This window comes from Mesorhizobium delmotii, from assembly GCF_900149755.1.
Classification (GTDB): Bacteria; Pseudomonadota; Alphaproteobacteria; order Rhizobiales; family Rhizobiaceae; genus Mesorhizobium; species Mesorhizobium delmotii.
Genome location: NZ_FUIG01000028.1, coordinates 1 through 22,335 on the forward strand (window position 1 = coordinate 1; position 22,335 = coordinate 22,335).

A 22,335-nucleotide genomic window follows, 5' to 3' on the forward strand; every position below is an offset into this window, starting at 1 on the left:
TGGCGCCGTTGACGCCGGCGCCGCGGCTCTGCGAACGACCTTCGGCGCCGGCGTGGGCGTCGCCACCAGCGGCGTCGGTTGAAGGGGTTGCCAGGACGTGCAGCCCATGACCCCCGCCAAGGCGATGGACAGGGTTATCCCGATTGTTGCCTGCTTCCAATTTCTGCCCACCACTGCCTCCTTGTTGATCAGAACAAATCCCGACGCGGATTGGCTTGTTCCCAGACCGCCCTAGCCACTTTGACCAGCTGCTTGTCGACAGAACCGCTCAACGGAATCTTCGACTTTAGTTCCCCACGCAGTTGCTTCAACGCTGCCGCTTTCGCCTTGGTCCCGAATTTCGCCAACGTCGCCCGGGCCTCAGGCAGTTCGTTGCGAAGATCGAGCGCAACTGTGAATGCCAGGAAACGCACGGCGACGGCCTGGTCGGCCTTGTCGCCCTTTTGCATCTCTAGAGCCGCGCGATCGTAGGCGCCGGACTGGTCGCCGCGCGAGGTTGCCAGTTCAAACAAACGTTGGGCTTCATCAAGGTTCTGCTCCACGCCAACGCCATCACGGTACATGCGCGCAAGACTGCCAGGCGCATAGGGCTGGCCGAGATCAATAGCCTTCTGAAACAGCTCCAGCGCAGCCTTCGGATCCTTCTCGACGCCCCGGCCGCTGAGGTAATTGCGACCGAGCAAGTTCATCGAATACATGTCCTGGCGCTGGACGCCAGCCTTGAGGAAGGCAACGGCACGAGCCTGATCGGCGGGCACGCCGTTGCGGCCTTCGGTGAAGATCGCGCCGAGATCGTTCATGGCATAGGTGTGCCCCATCGCCGCCGCCTTGAGCAGCAGGTCCAGTCCTTTGTCGGTGTCGCGCTCGACGCCGTAGCCATGGAACAGGGCACGGCCCCACGACGTCATCCCGTAGGGATCGCCCTTGTCGGCCGCAGCCGCGTAGAAGGTGTTGGCCTGCTTGCGGTCGACAGCCATGCCGGCTCCCGTCGCGTAGAGATAGCCGAGTTCGAACACAGCGCGCACGTGCCCCCTGTCGGCGGCCTGTTGTATGGCTTTCCTGGCCTGGTCCACCTTGCCGGCTGCAAGCAGCGCGCGACCCAGTTCATAGCGGAAGCGGGCGACATCGGGATACGCCTTCACCGCAGTCTCGCAGAGCTTCACCGCGTCGGCGCCGATTTCATTTGGCAGCAGGCCGGGGACCACGCCTTGTAGGTCGAGAGGTTCGCCGGCAGCCGTATCGCACGGATCGACGCTTGGCGACAGTTTCATTTTGGCGGGTTTGGATACTCCGCTGTCCGCCCGAATTTCGAAGGCGACCTCGACCGGTGCGCTGGCTCCGATCTGGGGTTCATAGCGCAGCACCTCGACTTCACCGACCGTCAAGCTCGATTCGGGCGTCAGGGGCCGATCCGGCAGGGAGAGCGTTCCCGTTGCCGGATAGTTCGCAACTTTCAGGCTGACCGCCGAATCGTCTGCCGGGAGATCAAGGTTCAGGGCAACCGCGCCGATGCCGACCGGAACGTCGATCTCCCGGTTCTCGATCGCCTCGGCGGCACCGGTGACATGAATGCCGCGCTGCAGTACCTGTTGCTTCTGCTCGGCTTCGAGCGAGGCCATCACCTGTTCGCCCTGGGTTCCTTCGCCGCTCTTGACCCGGAACACCAGCATGCCCTTGGCTTCGCCGCCCCAATTGTCGCGTGCGGCGTAGGCCAGCATATCCATCTCTTCTGGCTCGCCAATTCCCTTGGGGACATCCATCTGCAAACGCGGCAGATCCTTGCCCTGGATCAGATCCCCCGGCTCGACGACCTTGCCGTCCAGCATCAGGCGCCCCAGGGCGGGCGGTCTATCGATGCTGACGGTGATTGTCCCGCCGTCGACCTCGACCGGTTCCGGGAGGTTCAGGTCGACAGGCCCGACCCCCGACAACACGACTTTCTCCAACACGGGCGGTAGAGAGGGGCGGCTGCTGCGACGCATCAGAACGACTTCGTCGATCAGCGAAGAGTTCTCCCAGGGAACCTGCAAGCCCTTGGTAGCCTCAACCACATCCCGGCGGACGGCCGACATAACCGTGCGGATCTCCTGGTTCGGGGCGAGCGCGCGACGAGAAAACGCCAATGAAAAAGGACTGAGGTCGCCGGCGCCGTCATAGGCAACCGCGCCGGGTTCGGTGGCGAAAGCAATCAGTGTGTTCAGCGAGCTTCTTACTTGCGCAAGCCCGGTGCCGCTGGCGGTAAGAAGCTGGTCCCTGAGCCAATAGTCCTTGCGAGGGAATGGATTGTTGCGGCAGGCGTCGAGGATGATCACCTGGATCTTCGATTTCGAACGCATCTGCTGCAGCACATCGTTCAGCTTGATAGCCTGGACCTCGACGTCCGCCGCATCTTTCAACGAAGCATCGACAGGGATCAGGAAATTTTCGCCGCCGATCTGAAAACCGTGACCGGAATAGTAGACGACAGCCACATCCGCGCCGTCCACGGCGGCAAGATAGTTGCGGAACTGGTCCTCAAACTGCAGCTTTGTAAGATTGCTGGCGACAAAAACATCGAAACCAGCCGCTCGAAACGTGTCGGACACGTCCACCACATCTTTGGCCGGGTTTTTCAGGGCCGAGATTTCCCGGTAATCGGAGTTGCCGATTACAAAGGCGACCCTTCGTTCGACTGCAGAAGCATCGAAAGCCGTGAAGCTTGCGAGCATCAAAGCTGCAACGAATCCGCAATGTCGGAGCATGGCAAATCCCTTAACCGCTGTTACCTAGCGACCACAAGAACACAGCTGCGGTATCAAGGTCCGTTAGAGAGCATGCTATCTGCCGAGACAGAAAAGAGAGAAAAGCTGTCGCGACAGCGGTATATTCCTCACTTGATCAAACCCTAAATTACATCAGAGGCCGAGTGTCCGCAATGATGTCGAAGGGTTTCTCAACCTGGCTATTTGGACCCGCGGTCGATACGGTCCCCTCGGGCCACGCGCGGCCGGCATACCCTTGACTTGCGCACCTGCATCACGCGTCAGGGCGCCTGAGGTTTTCCACTACTAATATCGGTCTACCCCTGATTTTCTCTACCCACCATTTCCGCGACTCAATTAGCGTCTGCTTATGGAGCATCGGCACGCCATTCGAAGAATCAAGGAAGGGCTTTGGGAGGTCTACGACATAGACGACAATAGGGTTGTCTTCGCAGACGGGGTGGCTCTGACAAATTTGCTGGATGACGAGGCACTCGACGCCCTGGAGTTGCTAAAGGGTGGATTCCTTGTTCCGAGCAGCGCTCCCAAGGCCGGTTGACAGTTCCTCGAGGGACACGCTGAGGCCACACTGTCCGCGAGATGGAGCACTGAAGGCGGATAGCTGACACGCAAAAGCGCCGCCGCCTGGCGGGCTCCTGGATGCGTTCGCTCGTCGAGATCTGCCACCCTATTTCGGCGACGTCGCTGCCGCGATGCAGAAGGTTGGATCAATTCGCGATGCTCAGCGCGCCGCAGCGTGGCAAAACGAAAAAATCTCCTTCGTTTGGTTGATGCCGGAACAATGCCCCGGCGTTGGATGAGGCTATCCAACTCGTCGCCGATGCGCTCCCCGGTTTGTATTTCTGCCCGAAGGATCGCTGCTATTGCTGATCCGGCATCTCGGTATTCTCTTTGGGATTCTTCTTGATACCCGCCGCAGGCGAGGTGTCGGCCGGGGCGTTTCCACCTTGGTTTTGTTCAGCGGCTCTTTAAGTGGCGAGGTGCGCCAGCCCATGTCGGCATACAAGAAGCCAATGAGAAAGCCGACGATAATGATCGCTGCTATCACCAGCGAAAGTATAGCGTTACGTCGCTCCATTGTTCGGCTCCTTCCTGCGAGCCGAGCAGCCGGTAGCGAAAATGGTTCCCATCGAGCGATCAACGAGTGCCGGCGTTCGTTTCCGATGAAACGGTCCCACTGGTGATTGAGGTAGCACATCGTCCTGGACCGCACGCCTTTTGGGCGAATGACGGAACAAGCCGAGGCGCCGCGCCACGACGAGTTTGCTGAAACGAGCTAGGACGCCGGGACCAATTCAGCCAAGGCATTCAGAATGGCAGCCTGATCCGCGGGCTTGCGAACAAATTTGAAGTTGGCGAAGGCGGATGGAACATCGCGCGGTCCAAATCCGGTCAGGTACGCAAAAGGAATGTGGCGGGTTTGTAATTCCTCTGCGATCGCCAGGCTCGTTTCGCCATGCAGTTGAACATCCAGCAGCGCCACGTCGACATGATTTTCGCCGATAAGGCCAAGGGCCGCCGCCACCGAAGGAGCGGGGCCGATCACCTGATGTCCCGAAGCGCGCAGACAAGCAGCGATGTCCTCGGCGATGAGCCATTCATCCTCGACCACCAGAACGCGCAGCGGGTCGCTCACGGCGTCTCCTTGCGCATCATCGGAAATGCGACCTGGACCTCAAGACCATCACGATTGAAGGCGGTCTCGACGTTTCCGCCTAGCCGGTAGCCGATCTCGCCCTGCAACAGCGAAAGCCCGAAGCCGTTAAATTCGGGCTTTCTGACTGGCGGCCCACCTCTCTCGCGCCAGGCAAGCCTGAAAACGTCGCCATCTGCCGACCACTTCAGCGCCACCCTGCCTTGCGGCTTCGACAGCGCGCCATATTTGGCGGCGTTGGTCGCCAGTTCATGAATGGCCATGCTAAGGGAAAGGCCCTGTTGCGGGTTAAGCTTCACTTCAGCGCCGTCAAGTTCGAACCGGTCAATGCTGAACGGTTCGAGTTCCTGATGCAGCAGTTCGTTGATCGAAGCTTCTTTCCAGCGTTCCTTCGACAGCAGACCGTAAGCCCGCGACATGGCGTGTAGGCGGCCGATCAGCGCTTCGGCGAACTCTTCCTTCGATTCCGATCTTTCACGGGTGCGGTTGGCGATGCTGGCGACGACCGCCAGCATGTTCTTGACGCGGTGGTTCAGTTCCGAAATGAGCACCTGGTTTTGCTCTTCCGCCTCGGCCAAGGTGGTGACGTCGACCAGTGTGACCACGACGCCCTGGATCCTGTTGTCCTTGTCGCGATACGGATTGATGCGAACCATATAAAACCGGCCCTGGTCGTCGCGCGCCAGATGATGGTTCAGGGTCTCTCCGGTTTCGAACACCGCATCGATGTGCTGTTTCAGCTCGGGATAGTCGAGTTGGCTCGAAAGCTCGGTCAGTGGCCGGCCGACGTCAGACGGACGCAGGCTGAAGAATGACGAGGCCGCCGGGGTAAAGGTCCGCACCACCAGATTGCGGTCGAGGAAAATGGTAGCGATCTGGGTGCTCTCGAACAGATTGCGCAAATCACTGTTGGCGCGATCGAGCTCTTCTATCTTGCTGGTTAGTTCCGAGTTGATGGTGTTGAGTTCCTCGTTGAGCGACTGCATCTCCTCCTTGGAAGCCTCAAGCTCCTCATTGGTCGACTGCGCCTCCTCATTGACGGAGACCAGTTCCTCGTTCGACGATTTCACTTCTTCCAGCGCCGTTTCGTATTCCTCGATCGTCGATTGCAGCCTCTCGCGGGTGTCGCGCAGATCCCGCTCGAGGTCGGCAATGCCTTCGCCATCGCGGTTTTCGCGCCCCGCATCCGAACGCGCCTGCACCGGCCCCGACGGTTCGAACAGGACAAGATAGAGCCGTTCGCCCTTGCTGCGTTCCGCCAAGGGCTCGACAATGAGCTTGATCAACTGGACCCGGTCGTCGTCCTCATCGACCACGACATTTTCCCGCACAACGGTGCGGCGCGTCGCGGCCGCTTCCCGCAACGCCGCACGCAGGTCGAGCCTCAGCCCGCGGCGGGCCAAAGTCAGCACTTGCCGGCTCGGAATGCCTTGCGGCGCTTCGAGATATCTGCCGGTCCGGGCTGAATAGTAGACGACGTCGCCATCGCCGTTGACAAGGACATGCGGCGGCGCGAAACGCTCCAGCACTTGCGCCTCGACTGCCTGCCGAAGCGGGTAGCTGGCGGTTCCCTTCTTGGACCCCGTGCCTTCGGGCAGGAAGGCACCCGAACGGCCGTCGCCGATCAGCATCGGCAGCCTGATATGTGGCGAGGCATGTTCCCGCGCCTGAAAAATGCGCTGCTTCTTGTCGACGGTAGCGAAGAGGTTATCTTGCTGGCCGACGCTTTCGGACGTCCCGAGGAAAAGATAACCGCCCGGCTTCAGCGCGTAATGGAAGATCGGAATGACCCGGTTCTGGATGCTCGAGCCGAAATAGATCAGCAGGTTGCGGCATGACACCATGTCCATGCGTGAAAAGGGCGGGTCGCGGACGACGCTGTGAGGGGAAAAGACGCACAGCTCCCGTACCTCGTTGGCAAGCACGTAACTCTCGCCGTCGCTGCTGAAAAAACGCTGCTTGCGTTCGGGCGAAACCCCCTGCAGCAGTGCCGCCGGGTAACGCGCCGCGCGCGCAACCGCAAGCGCCGGCTCATCGATGTCAGTCGCAAATATCTGGACGCGCGGCACAACCGAAAGCGTCTCCATGTGTTCGCGCAACAGCATGCCGATGGAGAACACCTCCTCGCCGGTGGCGCAGCCAGGCACCCAGATCCTGACGGCGTCGCTGGCGGTCTTGCCCTCGAACAGCTGCGGTACGATCGTCTCCTCGAGCAGTTTGAACGCATCGGGATCACGGAAGAAATCAGTGACGTTGATCAGCAGATCGCGGAAGAGGTCCATCACCTCGCGAGGGTCTTTCTTCAGCCATTCGGCATAGGCTTCGATCGAATGAAGCTGTGCGATCTGCATGCGCCGCTTAATGCGACGCAGGAATGTCTTGGTTTTGTAGCCGGAGAAATCGTGGCCGGATTGGCCCTGCAGAATGCCGTAGATCTCGTCGCGGAGCCGACCCATGTCTGCCGTCTCGTGCTCGCCGTCTCCGGCAACCCCGTTCAGCATATCGAAGCTGCGGACGAATCCCTCGAGCTTCGCACCGATGTCCTCCGCGGGCGCCGCAATATCGATCAGCCCGCTGGAGATCGCACTTTTCGGCATGTCCGGATTGCGCGGACCGTAGCCGTCGGCGGCCTGGGCGACGGTCAGCCCGCCACGCTCCTTGATCGCCTTCGCGCCCAGCGTGCCGTCGGAATCGCCGCCCGACAAAATCACCCCTACCGCATATTCGCCCTGATCCTCGGCCAGCGCGCTAAAGAAAATATCGATCGGCTTGCGCTCACGGCTGAGCACATTGGATTGCCGCAGATGCAGCACTCCCTTCTCAATCGTGAGAACGACGTTTTGCGGCATCACATAGACGTGGTCGGCTAGGACGGTGGTGCCGTCCTCGGCGACGACAACCGGCATTTGCGTATAACGTCCGACAACCTCGTGAAGCAGGCTTTCGCGCCCGGGACTGAGATGGGTGACGATGACGAACGCCATGCCGGGCCGGCCGGTGATGCCTTTGAACAGACCTTCCATAGCCGGAATGCCGCCTGCGGACGCGCCCACACCCACAATGGGAAATCTCTTCATCTGGGATGTCACCGCAAGCCCTTCGGTTGAACAGCCCAGACGACCCAAAACCCACGACCGGGCTGAACGCGACGCCATCATACAACGCGCAAGAGGGCCGGAACAAGTCAGTGCAGACAGCGTTAACGTTGAAATCCTTATGGAAACTCCAATGTCAAAACGCACACCTGACCTAAAGCCGACAAAGCAAGCGTTGCTGCAGTCTTCGGATTTGCTGGGTTTGCCGGGAAACGAATCCATTCCGCCCCGCATGCTCGTTTTGGCGAAACGATTGCAGACGGCCTTGCAGCAACATTCTGAACAAGCCCGTGGGGATAGGAAATCTCGCTCGAAGGAAGGACGGTGAGGTGCGCGATCTCCGAGGGGTGCACATCCTGATCGTGGAAGACGATTGGGTATTGGCCGGCGATCTTGCAAGATACTTCGGCAATATGGGCGCCGTGGTCCTCGGCCCTGCGGCGACAGTCGAACACGCGTCTATGCATACCGAGGCGGCTGAGGCCGCGATCCTCGATGTCAATCTCAACGGCCAGCGGGTGTTTCCGATCGCAGACGAACTGATGCGCCGCGGCGTGCCCTTCGTCTTTTTCAGCGGCGAAGAGGACATCGTCATTCCCGAACGTCTGCGCCACGCCAGCAATCTTCGAAAATCGTCGGATAGCTGTGCCGTCTTCGATGCCTTGTTCCCTCCGGAAAGATCGGCCTTGGCGGGTGGCCGCGCCGTGAACTTGTCCGACAATGTCTTTTCACTTCTGCCCAAGCTCAGGCTCGCGGCGCGTCTGCTTTTGGGCGACGTGGGTGCTTCCGACCGGCTGGTCGAGCGAACGCTGGAGCGAGCCATCGGCGAGATCGACAGGAGGCGGGCCGGCGTGTCGACCGAAGATTGGCTGAACGGCATCATGCGAAAGGTTGCCGGATCGAGTGGAACGAGCCTGTTGCACTGACGCTCCGACCGATCGGCGACCGCCGAAGCGTCTAGCCTGCGATTTGTTCCATCAAGTCTGGAATGTTTGGAAAAACCGGTTTATCTCCAATTGTATGTCTCCGAAAAAGCGAGCAAAAACAGCGAGCTAGAGTGAAGTTCTCTGTCAGAATGCGAGGCGCGCCTTAAGAGCCAGCCAGCACCGCTGACATAGCACCTCCTCAGCCGCTCTGTTTGCGGTCGATGAATTTGTTGAATCGGCTGTTTTTCCCGCCGCCGGTTTCGTCCTGGTAGAGGAAGGCCAGGTTGTTCTCGTCGAAAATCCGGAAGAACTCATCCCATTCAATGGGTTCGAGCTTCTCCTCGGGCTCGCCAAAATCGATCCGCAAGATGCCGCCCTCGCCCTTGGTTCGTACAACCGCAGTCCGGCCACCGCGATCTTCGGCCCATTGGCGGATCTCGTCACGATTGGTGGTTGTCTGCGATTCAGACATTGAAACCTCCTTTTGATCCAGGCTTTGCAGGCGTGTGAGCCTCATGATCAGGTCTGGCTTGCCACGCGATACCGCTTCGATAACAGCTGCCATCCACTCCTTCCGCCCACGGGCCGGATGAGCGCCCTAACCCCAAAGAAGCTGCAATGTTCCAGCGCATGGCCCAAGGCTCGTTCGCTACGCGTTCACCTCAGGTTGCAGCCTCTCCAAAACCATCTTTGTTGAGGCAGAGGGAACAAACCTTTTGCCAAAGAAGCGGATATGCTGCGAAGCCTCGACTGAGGCCTGCGGCGCTCCAGGCGTCGATCGGCCCAGGCAGCCTCAAACAGCGCGCAGCTTTGATCCGCCTTGGAGTTCGTGATTTTTCCGGGTCGCAAGGAACATTCCCGGCAGCTGGCAGTTCGGCGCGAGGAACTTACCTTCAACAGCGATGGCGGCAGTTTCGTGGGATCGAAAAAGGTACGGATTGGAATAGCCGGCGTCGGCAATTGCGCGTCTTCCCTTGTCCAGGGCCTCTCATATTATCGAGACGCCAGAGGTAATGAGCCGATACCGGGCCTGATGCATGCCGATCTCGGCGGCTATCACGTCGATGACATCGAGGTGGTCTGTGCTTTCGACGTCGCCAAGGGCAAAGTTGGGCGTGATGTGGCGGAAGCCATATACAATGCACCCAACAACACCTTCCGCTTTGCCGACGTTGCAGCAACCGGCGTTCGCGTCGAGCGCGGACCAACGCTCGATGGCATCGGCAAATATCTGCGCGATGAGATCGAAGAGGCAGAAGAGCCGGTCGCGAATGTCAGCGCGCTGCTGCGGGAAAGCGGCGCAGACGTACTGGTCTCATATCTGCCGGTCGGCTCGGAAGAAGCCACGCGTTTTTACGCCGAGTGCGCGCTCGAGGCCGGCTGCGCCTTCGTCAACTGCATACCGGTTTTTATCGCGTCGCGGCCGGAATGGCGCCGGCGCTTCGAACAGCGCGGTCTGCCGCTGGTCGGCGACGATATCAAAAGCCAGGTCGGCGCAACAATCGTGCACCGGCTGCTCGCCAATCTGTTTCGCGAGCGCGGCGTTCGCATCGACCGCACCTATCAGCTGAATTTCGGCGGCAACACCGATTTCCTCAACATGCTGGAACGCGAGCGGCTGGAATCAAAGAAAATTTCCAAGACACAATCCGTAACCAGCCAGCTCGACGTTCCCCTGGAGGCCGGCAACATCCATGTCGGCCCCAGCGACCATGTGCCCTGGCTTACCGATCGGAAATGGGCCTACATCCGCGTCGAAGGCACGACGTTCGGCGGCGTGCCGCTGAATGCAGAACTCAAACTGGAAGTATGGGATTCGCCCAACTCGGCCGGAGTCGTTATCGACGCTGTCCGCTGCGCCAAGCTGGCGCTTGACCGCGGCATCGCAGGAGCGCTGACCGGCCCCTGCAGCTATTTCATGAAGTCGCCGCCCGAGCAGTTCACCGATGCCGAGGCACGCCAGCGCACGCTGTCTTTCATCGCCGGGAGGGACGAGCCGATGCTTGATGCCGCGGAATGACGACGACCTTCCTCTTGATCCGCCATGCGGCGCCCGACAATGTCGGCGACTATCTTGCCGGACGCATGGCTGGAGTTTGCCTCGGCGAAACCGACAGGGCACAAGCCTTCGAGGTCGCGAGAGTCGAAATGTCGAGCGCGCCCGGGAATAGTGCCGGGAGGACCCGAGGGGAAAGCATAGGCTTCCCCGACGAGATCAGCAGCTTCGATACATAATGCTGTGCAAGGGACGGGCTGTGCAAGGGACGGTGCTGACTGTAAGGACGGCGCGTAAGTCCTTGCAAACTCTGATTGCTGTCACCACACTGGTGAAGGGATCACTTCGTTAAGAGAACACGATGTCTCGCTCGAGCGACGATACAATCAGCCCGCAACTCCGGCTGGCAATAGACCGGAAGATTGCAACTCTGCTGACTGCCATCGAGCAGGAAAAGGTCCCCAACCGGTTGACCAACCTCGCGGTTCAATTGCAGAACGCGCTTGTCGAGAAGCGTCGGTGCAAGAAAGAAGACTAGCTATCGACGCCTGTCGACTGCGAAGTTTCCCTGTGCTTCGGACAGATGATTGCGTCTTTCCACCAATGTCTGCAACGAACTTTCGCCGAGGTATTCCAGCACGCTGGCGCGCGCTCGGTTAAGGCGGCTTTTTACCGTTCCCACCGCGCAACCGCATATTTCGGCGGTTTCTTCGTAGCTGACACCAAGAACCCCGATCAGCATCAGGACCTCGCGCTGATGTTCTGGCAGCTTCTGGACCGCGCTATGGACTTCCTTGCTCTGAACGGACCACTCCTGCGTCGCTTCCGAAATCGGGATCAGAGAGGCACAGTCAAGCAGGCCGGGTTTTTCCCTGTCGGCCGCCTTGATGTGGGTATAGTAGGTGTTGCGCATGATGGTGAAGAGCCACGACTTCATACGCGTTCCGGGTTCGAACTTATCGATGTTGGCGAGTCCTTTGGTCAACGTCTCCTGGACCAGGTCATCGGCGTCGTCAGGAACACGGCAGAAGGTGCGGGCGAAGGCTCGCAAGGCAGGTATCAGGTCAACGATGGAAACTTCATCCGTTTCCTGGTTGGCCAAGGGGTAGCCGCTGGAGGACAATGGTCCAGCTCCCAGCAAGAAAGAGTCGATGAACGCAGACCTAGCTAAATGCATGAAGGTTTGGATCGTTCCGGACATCGAAATAAGTCGCTCGAAAATCTCGGATGGGGCGAAATACGCGCGGGCCGTGCGTTTTGCAGCTGAGCTTCCTGTTGCGGCGAATCCCGCCCGCTTGATCGGAGCAGCGAAGGGAAATGTCCCGCCCTATTCATCGGATTCACGTCGGAAGCCGAGTCGCTTCTGGGCAAGGCAGGTGCCGATGCGGATGAAGGACTGATAAAGCTGCAGTCAAAAGAAGCGGCTGAGGAATTTGTCCAGGCCTGCCGGAAATTGCGGCTGTGGGCGCGAGAGGCGGCCGTCAAGCTCTGAAGCCGGTGCATGCTGGCGATCTGTTCGCATGGTGACCGGAGCCGCGGCAACAAAGTGGGCGGAAGCATCCCTTTCGCTCGGACGGGCTACTTATGACCGGCTCTTATTCTTAGCCTCCTCCTCTCGCTTCTTTTTCAGGACTTCGTCAGTCCCGACCAGTTTTTTCGACCCGCCGGGGATCGCTGTGGACACCACGGCAGGCGGGTCGCTTGCGGGGAAGGAATCCTCAAGGCCGGCCTGCAACTGGTCTTCCAAGGTTTCCGGCTTTTGCGACCGACCAGGTGTCCTTCGGGCTTCAGTTTCCTCCAGCGGCTGCTTCATATCAGGTGAAGAACTAACCTCTCGAACACAGGCATAAAGCTGTTCGATGGCAAATTCCTTCAGTGTTTCGAAGTTGGCTCTATTATCATCATCATGCATTGCCTCGATCTGATCGACCATGGTTTTCTCGAACCGGTCAAGGCTGTCGGCTCCGCAAGCCTGGCAAAGGCGCAATAATGCTTGTTTGAGCATTTTCGGGCCAAAGTAAGCCGACGCTTCGAGCTTGAGCCGTTGCAAATCCTCTGGAGTTGCCGCCTGAAGTTTTGACATATGCAGCCCTTTTCGCCTGATGAGCATATCAACGGCAATTATCGGCAGATGTTCCATTCATCCGGCACTGATGGGCCATCCAGGTTGTAGAAAGCACCGGTCAAGTGCCGTGCCAGCAAGTGAGAAAGGAACCTTTTCTGAAACACGCCGTTTGCCAGTAGGTCGTTGCATTAGCGACCAGTAAACAACGGAAGGGTCTTGTCATGAGCTACAAGATGATCTGTTTAGGCGCGATGGCGCTTTCTATGGTAAGCGGCGTTTCTCTTGCGGCAGGCACCGAAACAGGTACGTCTGCCTTGGATGACCCCGCAAAGATGGAGCCGTTCTACACGGACTCCAGCATGACGACTCTGCGGTCCGACGACGAGTTCACGGCAGCTTGGAAAGCGTTGACGGACGAGGACCGCATGGCAATGACAAAAGTCTGCGATGAGGAAATGGCAAACGCCAACGCGGCCAACACCCACCCTGAATTCTGCAGCAATGTCAAAAAGCTCGGCGGCGAGTCGGCAAAGAACTGAACCATTGGAAGGCGGGCAACCGCCCGCCTTTTGGTTAGCGACGGTGAGGCAGGGAGGGACACGGTAGCCGCGTGGGGTCGGCTATCTTATCGGGTCGCTCCGCCATTTACGGGCCATGAGAATGCCGAGGGGCGGCACACTGCGCCCGGACTATCGACTGACTTGGCAGTTGCCGCCACCTTTCCTGCAACTGCCACCCAGTAGCCCGGTTCAAGAACCTCGGATGGCAAGCCCGATACCTGCATCTTCGGAGCGGAGCCGCTGGCGATCCCTTGCCGGGGCTCCGCAAGCCGGTGCCTAGGAATTACGCGGCCGCTTGAAGAGCACGTTGGTTGACACCACCCTCGCCTAGACCCGTCAGCGCTTCGTCCGTCGCGACCTCTTCCTTGAGCGTCTCTTTGAGAAGGGCAGCAACATCGGCCTTTCCCATCTGTTCTGCCCAGGCGATAAGAGTTCCGTACCGGGCGATCTCGTAATGCTCGACGGCTTGCGCCGCTGCTACCAGTCCGGCATCGAGCGCAGGAGCACCTTCATAGTCTTCGAGTATCTCAGAGCCCTCTTCAATGATGCCGTCGATCGCCGGACAGGTCTTGCCGCGTGCTGCCTTGCCGAATTTCTCGAACACTTCCTCGAGGCGATCGACGTGACCTTCCGTTTCCATACGATGTTTTTCGAAGGCAGCAGTCACTTTTTCCGACTCCGCGCTTTTGGCCATTTTCGGCAGCGCCCTCAGTATCTTCTTTTCGGCGTAGTAGAGGTCTTTGAGTCCGTCGAGGAACAGGTCCTCGAGACCCTTGGTTGCCGCTTTTGCGGCCTTCTTCGTAGTTGCCATGGTCGTCTCCCGCTGGGGTTGGAGCTAGCCTCCTTAAAATATGAAGGCGTCCGATAACCCCGCCGGTCGGCAACAAGTTCCCTGACGATCCGGGCCGCTGGGAAATTTTTCCGAAGCTTTGGGTCGCACAGGTGCTGCAAGGCTAACTCTGGTTAGCGGAGGCGCGAGGAAATGGTCGATATCGCACGAGCTTCGCTCGCTCGCCTTTCGGGCCCGTGCCCCGGTCGGCCCGCGCTCAGGAGCCGCGAGCTCCTTTTCGGCAGACCATGCGCTTGAGCAAAATCACCGACGAGGGAACTGTTCGCATCGCTTCGGATGTCGCAGCCATCGGCTCAATCGATCCGCCTGATACGGCCCTTTTCGAGACGGAACACTCCATCCTGCCCGCCCTGCTTCTCAAAATCGGAAAGCAGGTCGTCCCATGTACCCAGGAATTCGCCGCAGTCGTCGCAAAAGATCCGGTCGTCAGGACCGGCGTCGGCCGGAATCCTCAGCCTTATTGTCAGGCAATAAGGGCACTCCAACTGGTGGTTGAGATACTGCTTGGTCATGGACGATGGCGAGAATGCACTGGAAATATGGCCCCTGCAACCTCGCTCGCGCTGGTCTGACGAGCTCGATCAGAAATGTACAGCGATAGGGGGCATCACGGCGATTGTTGCGATCCGGGAATAACGAGCGCGCCTTCGTCAGGGGCCGAATATTCAAAGCCGATGAAAAACGCAGCAAGAATTAGCGCGCAGATAATTGCAATTGCTGCCAGTGCGGTTCTGGACAACGGCTTACGCGGTTCCCGATCTTGCAACACTGAACCAGTCCACTCTCGGTTCGAAGGCGAAGGGGCAAGGCAGCTTAACCCATTATATGCCGTCTTTTGGTCGGAGGCCAACCAGACTAAGCCGTTGGGGGAATGTTGTCGGATGTCAACTCTCCCCGCTTGAGTTTTCTGATGGCTTCGTCGGCTTCGATCTCATCCAGCCCGGAAAGCCGCCCACGGATGTTCCGTTGTCATAAGCGTTTTGCGATCTTAATTTGACGCTCATGAGCCGGCGCAAATGGCACAGGATAGCGCGGGACAAATCCGACAGTGCAAGACGATCGCATCAGCCTAAGAGGTTAATCGGCCGCTTTCTTTGGCGGCTCCCGGGTCGCATGCGTGACGACGGTATAGCGCGTAATCGGACCCTCATCGGGGTCTTCTCCTTGAAAGTGAACGTCCGCGTTCACCGGTAGCCGGCTGGTATTGCCGAACTCCTTAACTGCGGACGCACGGACGAGTTGGATGTCCGGGTCCTGCTTCATTATTTTTATTGCCGCAAGCTCGGCAGTACTGCTCCCGCCAATGCGCCAGCTGGCTTCGAGCACACCGGATCGCCAGATACCCGACGAATCGACGCCCTGGCCGATATCGTAATTGCGCCGCGAGGCGAAAAATCCAGGATACTCAGCCATCGCCGCGTCATAGGTCCTCGCCTGCACCGTTGCCAAAGCTAATGCGCGAGGAAGCCGAAGGTCTTCGAGAGCTTCCCATCCGCCGCGCATTACAATGAGATCGGATCCGCCATAAACGGATTGTCCCGCATTATCGGTCGTCGTCCTTTGAGTGCCGTAGTAGGCGATCATGATTTCATCGATCTCCGTTCTGCCTACGCTCAGCGTGACGATGTCACGAAGGTCCGCTTCGAGCACAAGACCGCACTCGTCCAGGTCGGGGGAGCGGTATTGCTCGAGCAGTCTCTCGACGTCAGCAACCGTGCGAACGACGTGCTGGTCTTGGCCTCGCGAGGAAAGCGGCGGCTTAAGCCGGGCCAGCCCGAGCCTCAGCAGACGTTCCGCTGCTCGCAGCGCATCGGGTCGCGAAAATACGGTGTAGCCAGGCAATACTGCTGCGCTGACAGTTCTGCCGAAGCCGGTTGACCATTCTTTCGGTCGCTTGGCCAAGCCGTCGACCAGTTCATGGGTTATGGCCTTGGTCATTGCGAAGCGCCAAGGCACCACGCCGCCGAAGAGGTCTTGTGGCCCGTTGATACCCAGCCGTGCCGCATCAGTGGCAAGCAAGCTGTCGTCCGGCACGAAATACAAGCCCTCGCCGTTGCCGCTGCTGTTGACTAGACCCTGCTGGAAGGCAAATCCCTTGAGGCTCGCAATCGTGCGGGCAACGGCAGCCATAGCTTCCCGTTCGTGTGCGTAGAGAGGCTCGCAGCCCGGCGCGGAGAATGCGATCACGGTCCCTTTTGCTTCGCTCGGCTGACTGCCTCTGTGCTCGGTCATGTTGCTCGTTCTTGGGGTGCTACCTCATTATGGCCGCGGGTTGCCGATGTTTCGGCCGGCGGTTCGCTCCGACCCAAGAGAACGCGCAGATGGCAGAAACGTTCAGCCTGGCTTGGCCGGCTCGCCGTTTTCTGCGTCCTTTCGAACGATATACGACGGGAACCGGTACCCGGAGCGCGCGATTAGAGGGGTAGACGTGAGGTCCAGGTCGTGTCTGAAGGTGAGCACCTAGTGGCGAAATTCGAAAACAGTATCGGGTGGATTCGGTGACGTTGCTGGTTCAGCCGCGCCTGGTCAACGACCCCTTCTCGGATGCGGGGCTTCTTCTGGATTTCCGATTCGGCAACCGGGCGATGCTCTTCGACATTGGCGATTTGTCGCCACTTTCGCCGCGCGAAATCCTGCGCGTCAGCCACGTATTCGTATCACATATGCACATGGACCACTTCGCCGGCTTCGATCGGCTGCTGCGGTTATTTCTATACAGGAATAAAACAGTGCATTTCTTCGGCCCGCCTGGGTTGACCGAGGCCGTGCAAGCCAAGCTCAACGCATACACATGGAATCTCCTCGACGAACAGTCCCACGACTTCATGATAGCCGCCTGCGACTGGACGCCGGCCGGATTTCGTCATTCCCGCCTCTTTCGGGCGCGATCGGGCTTCGCTCGGCAGGACACTGCATCAAATCCAGCCGAGGGAAATATCCTGCTCGACGATCCCGATTTCCGTATCGAAGCAGCAATGCTCGACCACGGCGTTCCATGCCTTGCGTTCGCGTTTCAGGAAACGATCCGGGTCAACGTGCAAAAACCGCAGCTGGAAGCATTGGGTTTGCCTGTCGGACCGTGGTTGAGCGAAGCCAAGCGTGCGGTCCGGCGCGGAGCTGATCCGGAAACGACGCTCGCCCCAACCGTGGATCGACATATCTCGGTCGGCGAGCTGCTCGGTGCCGGAGCCCTGAGAACCGGCCCCGGACAGAAGATCGTCTATGCGACCGATCTCGCATTCAACGAGGCAAATCTTGCGCGTGTCGTTGCGCTTGCGCACGGCGCTAACCAGCTGTTTATCGAAGCGGGCTTCCTGCAGGAAGATCGCGAGCTGGCCGCCGCGAAGCGCCATCTCACGGCAGCCGAAGCCGGCACGATCGCCAGGCTTGCCGATGTTGAACATGCCGTGCCGATGCACTTTTCGCCCCGCTATCTCGGACACGAGGACAAACTGCGTGCCGAGTTCGCGGCACATCTGGTCGCGGGATGCGGTCCTCAAACGGGACAATGAATACCGACATGTAAGCGACAGCAGGGATCACCCGCGCTTTTCGATCACTTGCGTTGAAGATCCCGGCGGGCGGTCCGTCGATGTCGGCCTGCAAGGATGGCGGAAAGGGTGACTGGGCGAAAATCCCAGCTGTCGACGCCGGCGTCGTACTGGCGTGTGAGCGGGCTCAGTCTGCCGTGGGAATGGCCATGCAGATCGATCGATTTCTTGCCGATCTGATTCCAGGTGCGAAAAGGATAGTGGCAAAGGATCAGCAACCTGCCGTCTATCGTCAGCTCCTTATAATGCTGTGTGCTGGCCCAACCAGCGGCGCCGACGGTCGCTGCGCCGTCGTTGTTGCCGATAATCAAATGCTTCCGGCCATGAAGCGACGACAGGAGCGATGAAACGAATTCGGCCGACCCCTTCGCAAAGTCGCCGAGATGCCAAACCTCGTCGTCCAGGCTGACGGTTTCGTTCCAAAGCGAAATCAGCATTCGATCGTGTTCTGCCAGCGAGCCGAATGGGCGGCGATCGATGCGCAGAATGCGGAGATCGCTGAAATGTGTGTCGGCCGTGAAATAGATCATGGTCGTTCACAGCGTGTGCGACGATACAGACCAACAAGCCCGAGCCTCGGCATTCGGTCGTTGAGCCTGTCGAGCGCGCCATCGCGCTCTGGCCACCTCTGCTTGTGTTGGCAGAGGCTGGGGGCTTCCATCAAGGACCTTCGTGGCATCACCTCGCATCATCCCAAACTGCGCGGAGTGGGTGAGATCGCAAGAATCTAGTCTAGCATGGACAGGCTAAAGCGCGTCGCGTTTGACCGGCGCCATCAGGCAGAGCCTCGTCCAGGCAACTCGATCTCTTCCTTGACCTGCTCCTGCAGATCGTCACGTGCGCGCTTCGCCTCGTCGCCAGAGGCCGAAGTCGAGTTGCTCAGACAATCGCTCGATCCCAACCGCCATAATGTTGGTCGCTGCGCGTGCCGCGCGGGAGGCTGAGCACGATCAGCGCCAGACCGATCGTAACGTCCGCCGCGATCGCCTGGGTTCCACCGCCGGCGAGCACAAAAGGTGAGACCGCGATCCACGCACCGAGCACGACATTGAGGAAACGCACCGGCCGGACAATTTCGGCCATGGCCGTGACTGCGACCATGATAATGAGACAGCCGACGACATGATCGCTGAAGTAGAGCGGTGGTTGCGTGCCAATGATCAATGGCGTCGTCATCAGCAAGGCGCCGAGCAGCGTGCTCGCTACCAGCGTCCATGGGAAGTTCACGCCGCCGGTGACAAATTCCTTCAGCACCTCGAAAACCGGACGGTCGAGGTCGGCCCCAGGCGTCTGGTTCTCCGACAGCGCCGGTCCGCCCATCCAGAAGGTACGCCAGAACGGCTCACCCGCCCTCGTGGCGCCCCAGAGATACTGGATCGTCGCCAGCACCTCATCGACGGAGTAAGGGATCAGCGCCACCGTGACGGCGGCCTGGAGAATGCAGAGCGTGCACAGCGCGCCAATCAGCGGTGGCTGTATGATGATGAAGGACACACTGACCACGCCAAGCGGAATGATCAGCAAGCCGAAGAGGAGCACCATCCACGGCATGGTGCGCCAGCGCCGGCGGTCGCCGATCGCGCCGGCGAGGATATCGAGGCAATAGGCGAAGGCGCCGAGCCGGCGATTGGAAAACCCTTCGAGACCCATGACGTCACCACCGCCTCGCTGCCGTTGCGCACCGGCGCGCCGCCGGGGCCGAAGAACGGATCCCACAGCCCATCCGCGTGGCCCATCTGGAAGGCGGCGAGATAGCGCGACACGAATAGGCCGACGAAGGCCAGCGCCACGATCGGAATCCGCTGCGTGAAGGTCGATGGCGAATAGGTCCAGCCCAGCGGAATGTCGTCGTCGGCCGCCAGCGCGCGGCGGCTGATGCCAGGGGTCGGCGGGATCATCACCGCAAATGCGACGATCAGCATGCCGACGAGCGTGTCGATGGCATAGGCGGCGGCGCTGGTCGTCCAAAACAGCAACGGCGCCAGCATCACCCAAACTCCGAGCGACGCCGTGATCCACTGCACCCAGCGCCAGCGTCGGGACATGCCCATCAACGCAAAGACCGTCACCAGCAGGCCGGAAACGATCTCGCTGACGCCGAGGCTTGCGTTGCGCAATTGCGGCTCCGCGACAGCGTGGCCCAGAGCGGGTGGCATTGCGGCTGTGACGGGATCGAACAGGCCAACTGTCATTGGCGAGGTGACCAGCCACAGCCCAAGCGCAGCGTTGGTCATCGGCGCCCAGAGTGTCCTGGACCGATACCGTGTTATCGCCGCTTCGACGTCTTCCTTGCTTCGTTCGAGCGGTCCCTTGAGGCGCCTTTCGGCCTGTTCGATCTCGGGGTCCGAAGCCGCGACAACGGGCGGATCAAGTTTGTTGGCCGCGTACCAGTCTGTGGGGTCCTGTTTCAGCCGGCGGATCATCTCCGGCAATGTATCCAGCAGGCTGTGTCTGGGCGCCCAACCCAGCAGAGTTTTGGCTCGCGAGATGTCGATCTCGTAATGATCGTCCGAGTTCTCGATCATCCACGGTTTGATGTCGGTGTCCTGATCGAGTACCTCCGTCTGCACCCACGCGCCTAGCTTCGTCAGCTGCTTCGGCAGCGCTAAGGTACGCCAGTCCTCGCCATGGATGAGCCGGCCGATGCGCTTCTGCATCTCCTCGTATGACGGTGTGTCTTCTTCGCCGATCAGAAGCACGGTCTCGGCCGGAAGTTCGGCGCGCCGGTCGACGGTACGCACCACCGCATCGACGAGATCGTCCTTGTGCAGATAGGGCTGGCCGGCGGTGATATCGCCGGCGAACAAATAGGCGGTCGGCAAGCGCTCGAAGATGCGAGCGATCTGCTGGGCAATAAAGGCCGCCCGGCAGTCTTCGTCATAGACGCCGGCGAGCCGCAGGATCACCGTCTTGATTTCGCCGCGCTCCCTCGAAATCAGCGCCTCGGTTTCGGCTTTCGATCTTGGGTAGGCCCAGGCCGGGTCGAGCGGCGAGTCCTCATTGATTTTCGTGCCCCTCCCCGGGCTTGGGGCATGGACGAGAAGCGTGCTGGAGAACACGAACTGCTCGGTCTTGATCGCCGTCAGCGAATGCAGGAGCCGGCGCGTGCCCTGCACGGTGACGGCGTCATATTTTGGGTTGTCCTCGCCGGTCGTGTCATAATAGGCGGCGAGGTGGATGACCGAGGCGATGCGACCGCCGCGCTCCCGCGCTGTTTTCACAGCCCTACTCACGCTCTCATCGGAGGTGAGATCGATCTCGATCGTCTCCATGCCGGCGGGGGGGTGCTTCGGTTTTGCAACATCGAGGCCGATAACCCGGTAGCGGTCAATCAAACCTCGCGCAATCGCCTGCCCCAGGAAGCCGCTGCTTCCGGTGATAAGGACCGTCGGAAGGGGCGCGCCGTGATTTGCCATAAGTCAGGCCCGTTCGCGTTGGAAGAGAGGCCCGATGGCGTGGTGCGCTTCGGCCTTCCTCGGCTCGCTCAGCACCTTCGAACTGGATTCGATTTCCTTGTCTGCATCGAGTTTTAGCCTGCCCAGGATCATTGCCTCGGCCCTTCCGGAGGCGCGAGATGCTCGAGGAACCATCGCGTGGCGTGTCTGACCACTTCGTCCATTGTGCCCGGCTCCTCGAAGAGGTGGCCGGCACCGTCGATAATGATCAACTGTTTCTCGCCTTTCAGCGCGGCAAGGGCACGCTCGTTCATCCCGATCACCGGCCCGTCCAGGCCGCCGACTAGAAGCAGTGTCGGGGCACGCAAGGCCGGCAACGCGTCCATCGCCAGATCGGGCCGGCCGCCGCGCGAGACGACAGCCGCGATACCTGCATCCGGGCGTGAGGCGGCCACCAGCGCGGCTGCCGCGCCAGTGCTTGCCCCGAAATAGAGCGGAACAAGCTTTCTTGTCCGCGCTTCCGCAGAAGCCCAATGCGTCGCCAGCGCAAGTCGCGATGCGAGCAGGTCGATGTCGAAGACGTTTCGCCTGTCGCCTTCCTCGATCGACGTCAAAAGGTCGACGAGAAGGGTCGCCAGTCCAGCCTGCCGAAGTGCGGCGGCCACGTGATTGTTGCGCGGACTGAGCCGTCCACTTCCGCTGCCATGAGCGAAGATGACGATGCCTTGCGCACCGTGCGGCACGCCCAGCAGCCCAATGAGCCCGTCGGGCTCGATCCTGACTTCCTCGACCTCTGTCATGGCGGATGCCGGCATCTTTACACTCCAACGGGAGGATCGCCTCGCAGGCAGAGGAACTGCGCCTCGCGCCCACTCAGGGCGTTAAACACTGCATGCCGGAAATGTTTCCGAGTCAGGCCAGAAAAAATATGGCTATCCCATCGAGAGCGACGGATCTGTTCCGTCCGTCTATTCGGAATTGTGGGCTCCCTCGGCGCAACGCTCTCCGCGGCCGAGCCTCAAGATTTGTTTGGCATCAATTGGTCTAGAGCCATTGTCGCCAAGCCCGATGCAGCGTTCGATTGGCCACTCCGCAGCGAAGCGAACTTGGTGCAGCGTCGCACTCGCCGGGCTCGCGATTTTCAGCTAGCGCCTCTTGTGGGTGGCTTGTCCGTGTCGTTCCATTCCGCCTTGCGTGCCCGCGCTTCCTCGAAGATCAGCTTGAACTCCCGCATCATCGCACTCTCAATGGCGAACGCACTGCTTGGCACGGCGCCGGGGTCTTCCTGATTATTCTGGAATTGAAAACGGGCCTCCAGTTCGGCCCATATTCGCTCGGAAGTCGCGTCGCGGCCGGCAAGCAGCGCGACGACCAGCGCCAGAGTCTCTCGCTGGGCGTTCAGCCGCCCCTCGATCTCTTCATTCGGCAACTGGGACATGTGGATCGCTTCCAGTTTCAGGCGAAACGGCAAAATCGCGTCG

General features: G+C 59.9%; 18 protein-coding genes and 1 pseudogene. 7 read left to right on the forward strand and 12 right to left on the reverse strand.

Annotation, left to right across the window (positions count from 1 at the left end; all coding sequences use genetic code 11):
• Positions 1-188 precede the first annotated feature (188 nt).
• From BQ8482_RS18545 to BQ8482_RS18565, 3 genes are all read right to left on the reverse strand, one after another.
• Positions 189-2,741, reverse strand: a complete 2,553-nt coding sequence (locus BQ8482_RS18545) for a caspase family protein (RefSeq protein ID WP_123148973.1) — start codon at positions 2,739-2,741, stop codon at positions 189-191.
• Positions 2,742-4,038: 1,297 nt separating this feature from the next.
• Positions 4,039-4,398 carry a response regulator gene (locus tag BQ8482_RS18560; RefSeq protein ID WP_123148975.1) on the reverse strand — a complete coding sequence of 120 codons (360 nt, stop codon included), beginning with the start codon at positions 4,396-4,398 and terminating at the stop codon, positions 4,039-4,041.
• On the reverse strand, positions 4,395-7,493 hold the full coding sequence (locus tag BQ8482_RS18565; RefSeq protein ID WP_244602863.1) for a CheR family methyltransferase: 3,099 nt from the start codon (positions 7,491-7,493) through the stop codon (positions 4,395-4,397). Before BQ8482_RS18565 ends, BQ8482_RS18560 begins: the two co-directional genes overlap by 4 nt.
• A gap of 347 nt (positions 7,494-7,840) precedes the next feature.
• Here BQ8482_RS18565 and BQ8482_RS18570 point away from each other — a divergent pair, with 347 nt between their 5' ends.
• The gene (locus BQ8482_RS18570) at positions 7,841-8,437 is read left to right on the forward strand and encodes a response regulator (protein WP_165848619.1); all 597 of its coding nucleotides are present in this window, start codon (positions 7,841-7,843) and stop codon (positions 8,435-8,437) included.
• A 199-nt stretch (positions 8,438-8,636) separates the two neighbouring features.
• Here the strand turns inward: BQ8482_RS18570 and BQ8482_RS18575 are convergent, their stop codons facing one another.
• Positions 8,637-8,909 (reverse strand): hypothetical protein, encoded by a 273-nt coding sequence (locus BQ8482_RS18575; protein ID WP_123149011.1) that lies wholly within the window; start codon positions 8,907-8,909, stop codon positions 8,637-8,639.
• 444 nt (positions 8,910-9,353) lie between these two features.
• Between BQ8482_RS18575 and BQ8482_RS18580 the strand changes: the two genes are divergently transcribed.
• The 3 genes from BQ8482_RS18580 (at position 9,354) to BQ8482_RS38165 (ending at position 10,971) form a co-directional block, all read left to right on the forward strand.
• On the forward strand, positions 9,354-10,457 hold the full coding sequence (locus BQ8482_RS18580; RefSeq protein WP_123149012.1) for an inositol-3-phosphate synthase: 1,104 nt from the start codon (positions 9,354-9,356) through the stop codon (positions 10,455-10,457).
• Positions 10,454-10,672: a histidine phosphatase family protein gene (locus BQ8482_RS40585; protein WP_425294110.1), complete on the forward strand. Its 219-nt coding sequence runs from the start codon at positions 10,454-10,456 to the stop codon at positions 10,670-10,672. The genes BQ8482_RS18580 and BQ8482_RS40585 overlap by 4 nt, the downstream gene beginning before the upstream one ends.
• A gap of 122 nt (positions 10,673-10,794) precedes the next feature.
• Positions 10,795-10,971 (forward strand): hypothetical protein, encoded by a 177-nt coding sequence (locus BQ8482_RS38165; RefSeq protein WP_165848620.1) that lies wholly within the window; start codon positions 10,795-10,797, stop codon positions 10,969-10,971.
• Here BQ8482_RS38165 and BQ8482_RS18590 read toward each other — a convergent pair whose 3' ends face one another.
• Both BQ8482_RS18590 and BQ8482_RS18600 read right to left on the reverse strand, forming a co-directional pair.
• A complete protein-coding gene (locus BQ8482_RS18590) occupies positions 10,972-11,535 on the reverse strand; it encodes a sigma-70 family RNA polymerase sigma factor (RefSeq protein ID WP_123148978.1) in 564 nt (187 codons plus the stop codon).
• Positions 11,536-12,015: 480 nt separating this feature from the next.
• Positions 12,016-12,573: a hypothetical protein gene (locus tag BQ8482_RS18600; protein WP_244602864.1), complete on the reverse strand. Its 558-nt coding sequence runs from the start codon at positions 12,571-12,573 to the stop codon at positions 12,016-12,018.
• Positions 12,574-12,719: 146 nt separating this feature from the next.
• Here BQ8482_RS18600 and BQ8482_RS18605 point away from each other — a divergent pair, with 146 nt between their 5' ends.
• A complete protein-coding gene (locus BQ8482_RS18605) occupies positions 12,720-13,037 on the forward strand; it encodes a hypothetical protein (RefSeq protein WP_123148980.1) in 318 nt (105 codons plus the stop codon).
• Positions 13,038-13,341: 304 nt separating this feature from the next.
• On the opposite strand, the gene BQ8482_RS18610 is transcribed toward BQ8482_RS18605, so the two are convergent.
• A complete protein-coding gene (locus BQ8482_RS18610; RefSeq protein WP_123148981.1) occupies positions 13,342-13,869 on the reverse strand; it encodes a YciE/YciF ferroxidase family protein in 528 nt (175 codons plus the stop codon).
• Positions 13,870-14,141: 272 nt separating this feature from the next.
• Here BQ8482_RS18610 and BQ8482_RS38170 point away from each other — a divergent pair, with 272 nt between their 5' ends.
• Positions 14,142-14,480, forward strand: coding sequence for a hypothetical protein (locus tag BQ8482_RS38170; RefSeq protein WP_165848621.1), 339 nt, complete (start codon positions 14,142-14,144; stop codon positions 14,478-14,480).
• A gap of 505 nt (positions 14,481-14,985) precedes the next feature.
• Here the strand turns inward: BQ8482_RS38170 and BQ8482_RS18620 are convergent.
• Positions 14,986-16,140 (reverse strand): DUF3182 family protein, encoded by a 1,155-nt coding sequence (locus tag BQ8482_RS18620; RefSeq protein WP_123148983.1) that lies wholly within the window; start codon positions 16,138-16,140, stop codon positions 14,986-14,988.
• 266 nt (positions 16,141-16,406) lie between these two features.
• Here BQ8482_RS18620 and BQ8482_RS18625 point away from each other — a divergent pair, with 266 nt between their 5' ends.
• The gene (locus BQ8482_RS18625; protein ID WP_208867754.1) at positions 16,407-17,420 is read left to right on the forward strand and encodes a ribonuclease Z; all 1,014 of its coding nucleotides are present in this window, start codon (positions 16,407-16,409) and stop codon (positions 17,418-17,420) included.
• Between the two features lie 44 nt (positions 17,421-17,464).
• Here BQ8482_RS18625 and BQ8482_RS18630 read toward each other — a convergent pair whose 3' ends face one another.
• From BQ8482_RS18630 to BQ8482_RS18645, 4 genes and pseudogenes are all read right to left on the reverse strand, one after another.
• Entirely contained in the window at positions 17,465-17,989 is a 525-nt protein-coding gene (locus BQ8482_RS18630) for a metallophosphoesterase (RefSeq protein WP_123148985.1), read from the reverse strand.
• A 349-nt stretch (positions 17,990-18,338) separates the two neighbouring features.
• Positions 18,339-20,875: pseudogene (locus BQ8482_RS18635) on the reverse strand (NAD-dependent epimerase/dehydratase family protein).
• A gap of 128 nt (positions 20,876-21,003) precedes the next feature.
• Positions 21,004-21,669 carry a dienelactone hydrolase family protein gene (locus BQ8482_RS18640; RefSeq protein ID WP_123148986.1) on the reverse strand — a complete coding sequence of 222 codons (666 nt, stop codon included), beginning with the start codon at positions 21,667-21,669 and terminating at the stop codon, positions 21,004-21,006.
• 326 nt (positions 21,670-21,995) lie between these two features.
• Positions 21,996-22,292, reverse strand: coding sequence for a hypothetical protein (locus BQ8482_RS18645; RefSeq protein WP_123148987.1), 297 nt, complete (start codon positions 22,290-22,292; stop codon positions 21,996-21,998).
• Between the last annotated feature and the right edge of the window lie 43 nt (positions 22,293-22,335).

Bases quoted from the DNA above. Each gene is read 5' to 3' on its own strand.
- BQ8482_RS18545 (WP_123148973.1), bottom strand. From the start codon at position 2,741: ATGCTCCGACATTGCGGATTCGTTGCAGCTTTGATGCTCGCAAGCTTC.
- BQ8482_RS18565 (WP_244602863.1), bottom strand. From the start codon at position 7,493: ATGAAGAGATTTCCCATTGTGGGTGTGGGCGCGTCCGCAGGCGGCATT.
- BQ8482_RS18575 (WP_123149011.1), bottom strand. From the start codon at position 8,909: ATGTCTGAATCGCAGACAACCACCAATCGTGACGAGATCCGCCAATGG.
- BQ8482_RS40585 (WP_425294110.1), top strand. From the start codon at position 10,454: ATGACGACGACCTTCCTCTTGATCCGCCATGCGGCGCCCGACAATGTC.
- BQ8482_RS38165 (WP_165848620.1), top strand. From the start codon at position 10,795: ATGTCTCGCTCGAGCGACGATACAATCAGCCCGCAACTCCGGCTGGCA.
- BQ8482_RS18600 (WP_244602864.1), bottom strand. From the start codon at position 12,573: ATGGAACATCTGCCGATAATTGCCGTTGATATGCTCATCAGGCGAAAA.
- BQ8482_RS18605 (WP_123148980.1), top strand. From the start codon at position 12,720: ATGAGCTACAAGATGATCTGTTTAGGCGCGATGGCGCTTTCTATGGTA.
- BQ8482_RS18610 (WP_123148981.1), bottom strand. From the start codon at position 13,869: ATGGCAACTACGAAGAAGGCCGCAAAAGCGGCAACCAAGGGTCTCGAG.
- BQ8482_RS18620 (WP_123148983.1), bottom strand. From the start codon at position 16,140: ATGACCGAGCACAGAGGCAGTCAGCCGAGCGAAGCAAAAGGGACCGTG.
- BQ8482_RS18630 (WP_123148985.1), bottom strand. From the start codon at position 17,989: ATGATCTATTTCACGGCCGACACACATTTCAGCGATCTCCGCATTCTG.
- BQ8482_RS18640 (WP_123148986.1), bottom strand. From the start codon at position 21,669: ATGCCGGCATCCGCCATGACAGAGGTCGAGGAAGTCAGGATCGAGCCC.
- BQ8482_RS18645 (WP_123148987.1), bottom strand. From the start codon at position 22,292: ATGTCCCAGTTGCCGAATGAAGAGATCGAGGGGCGGCTGAACGCCCAG.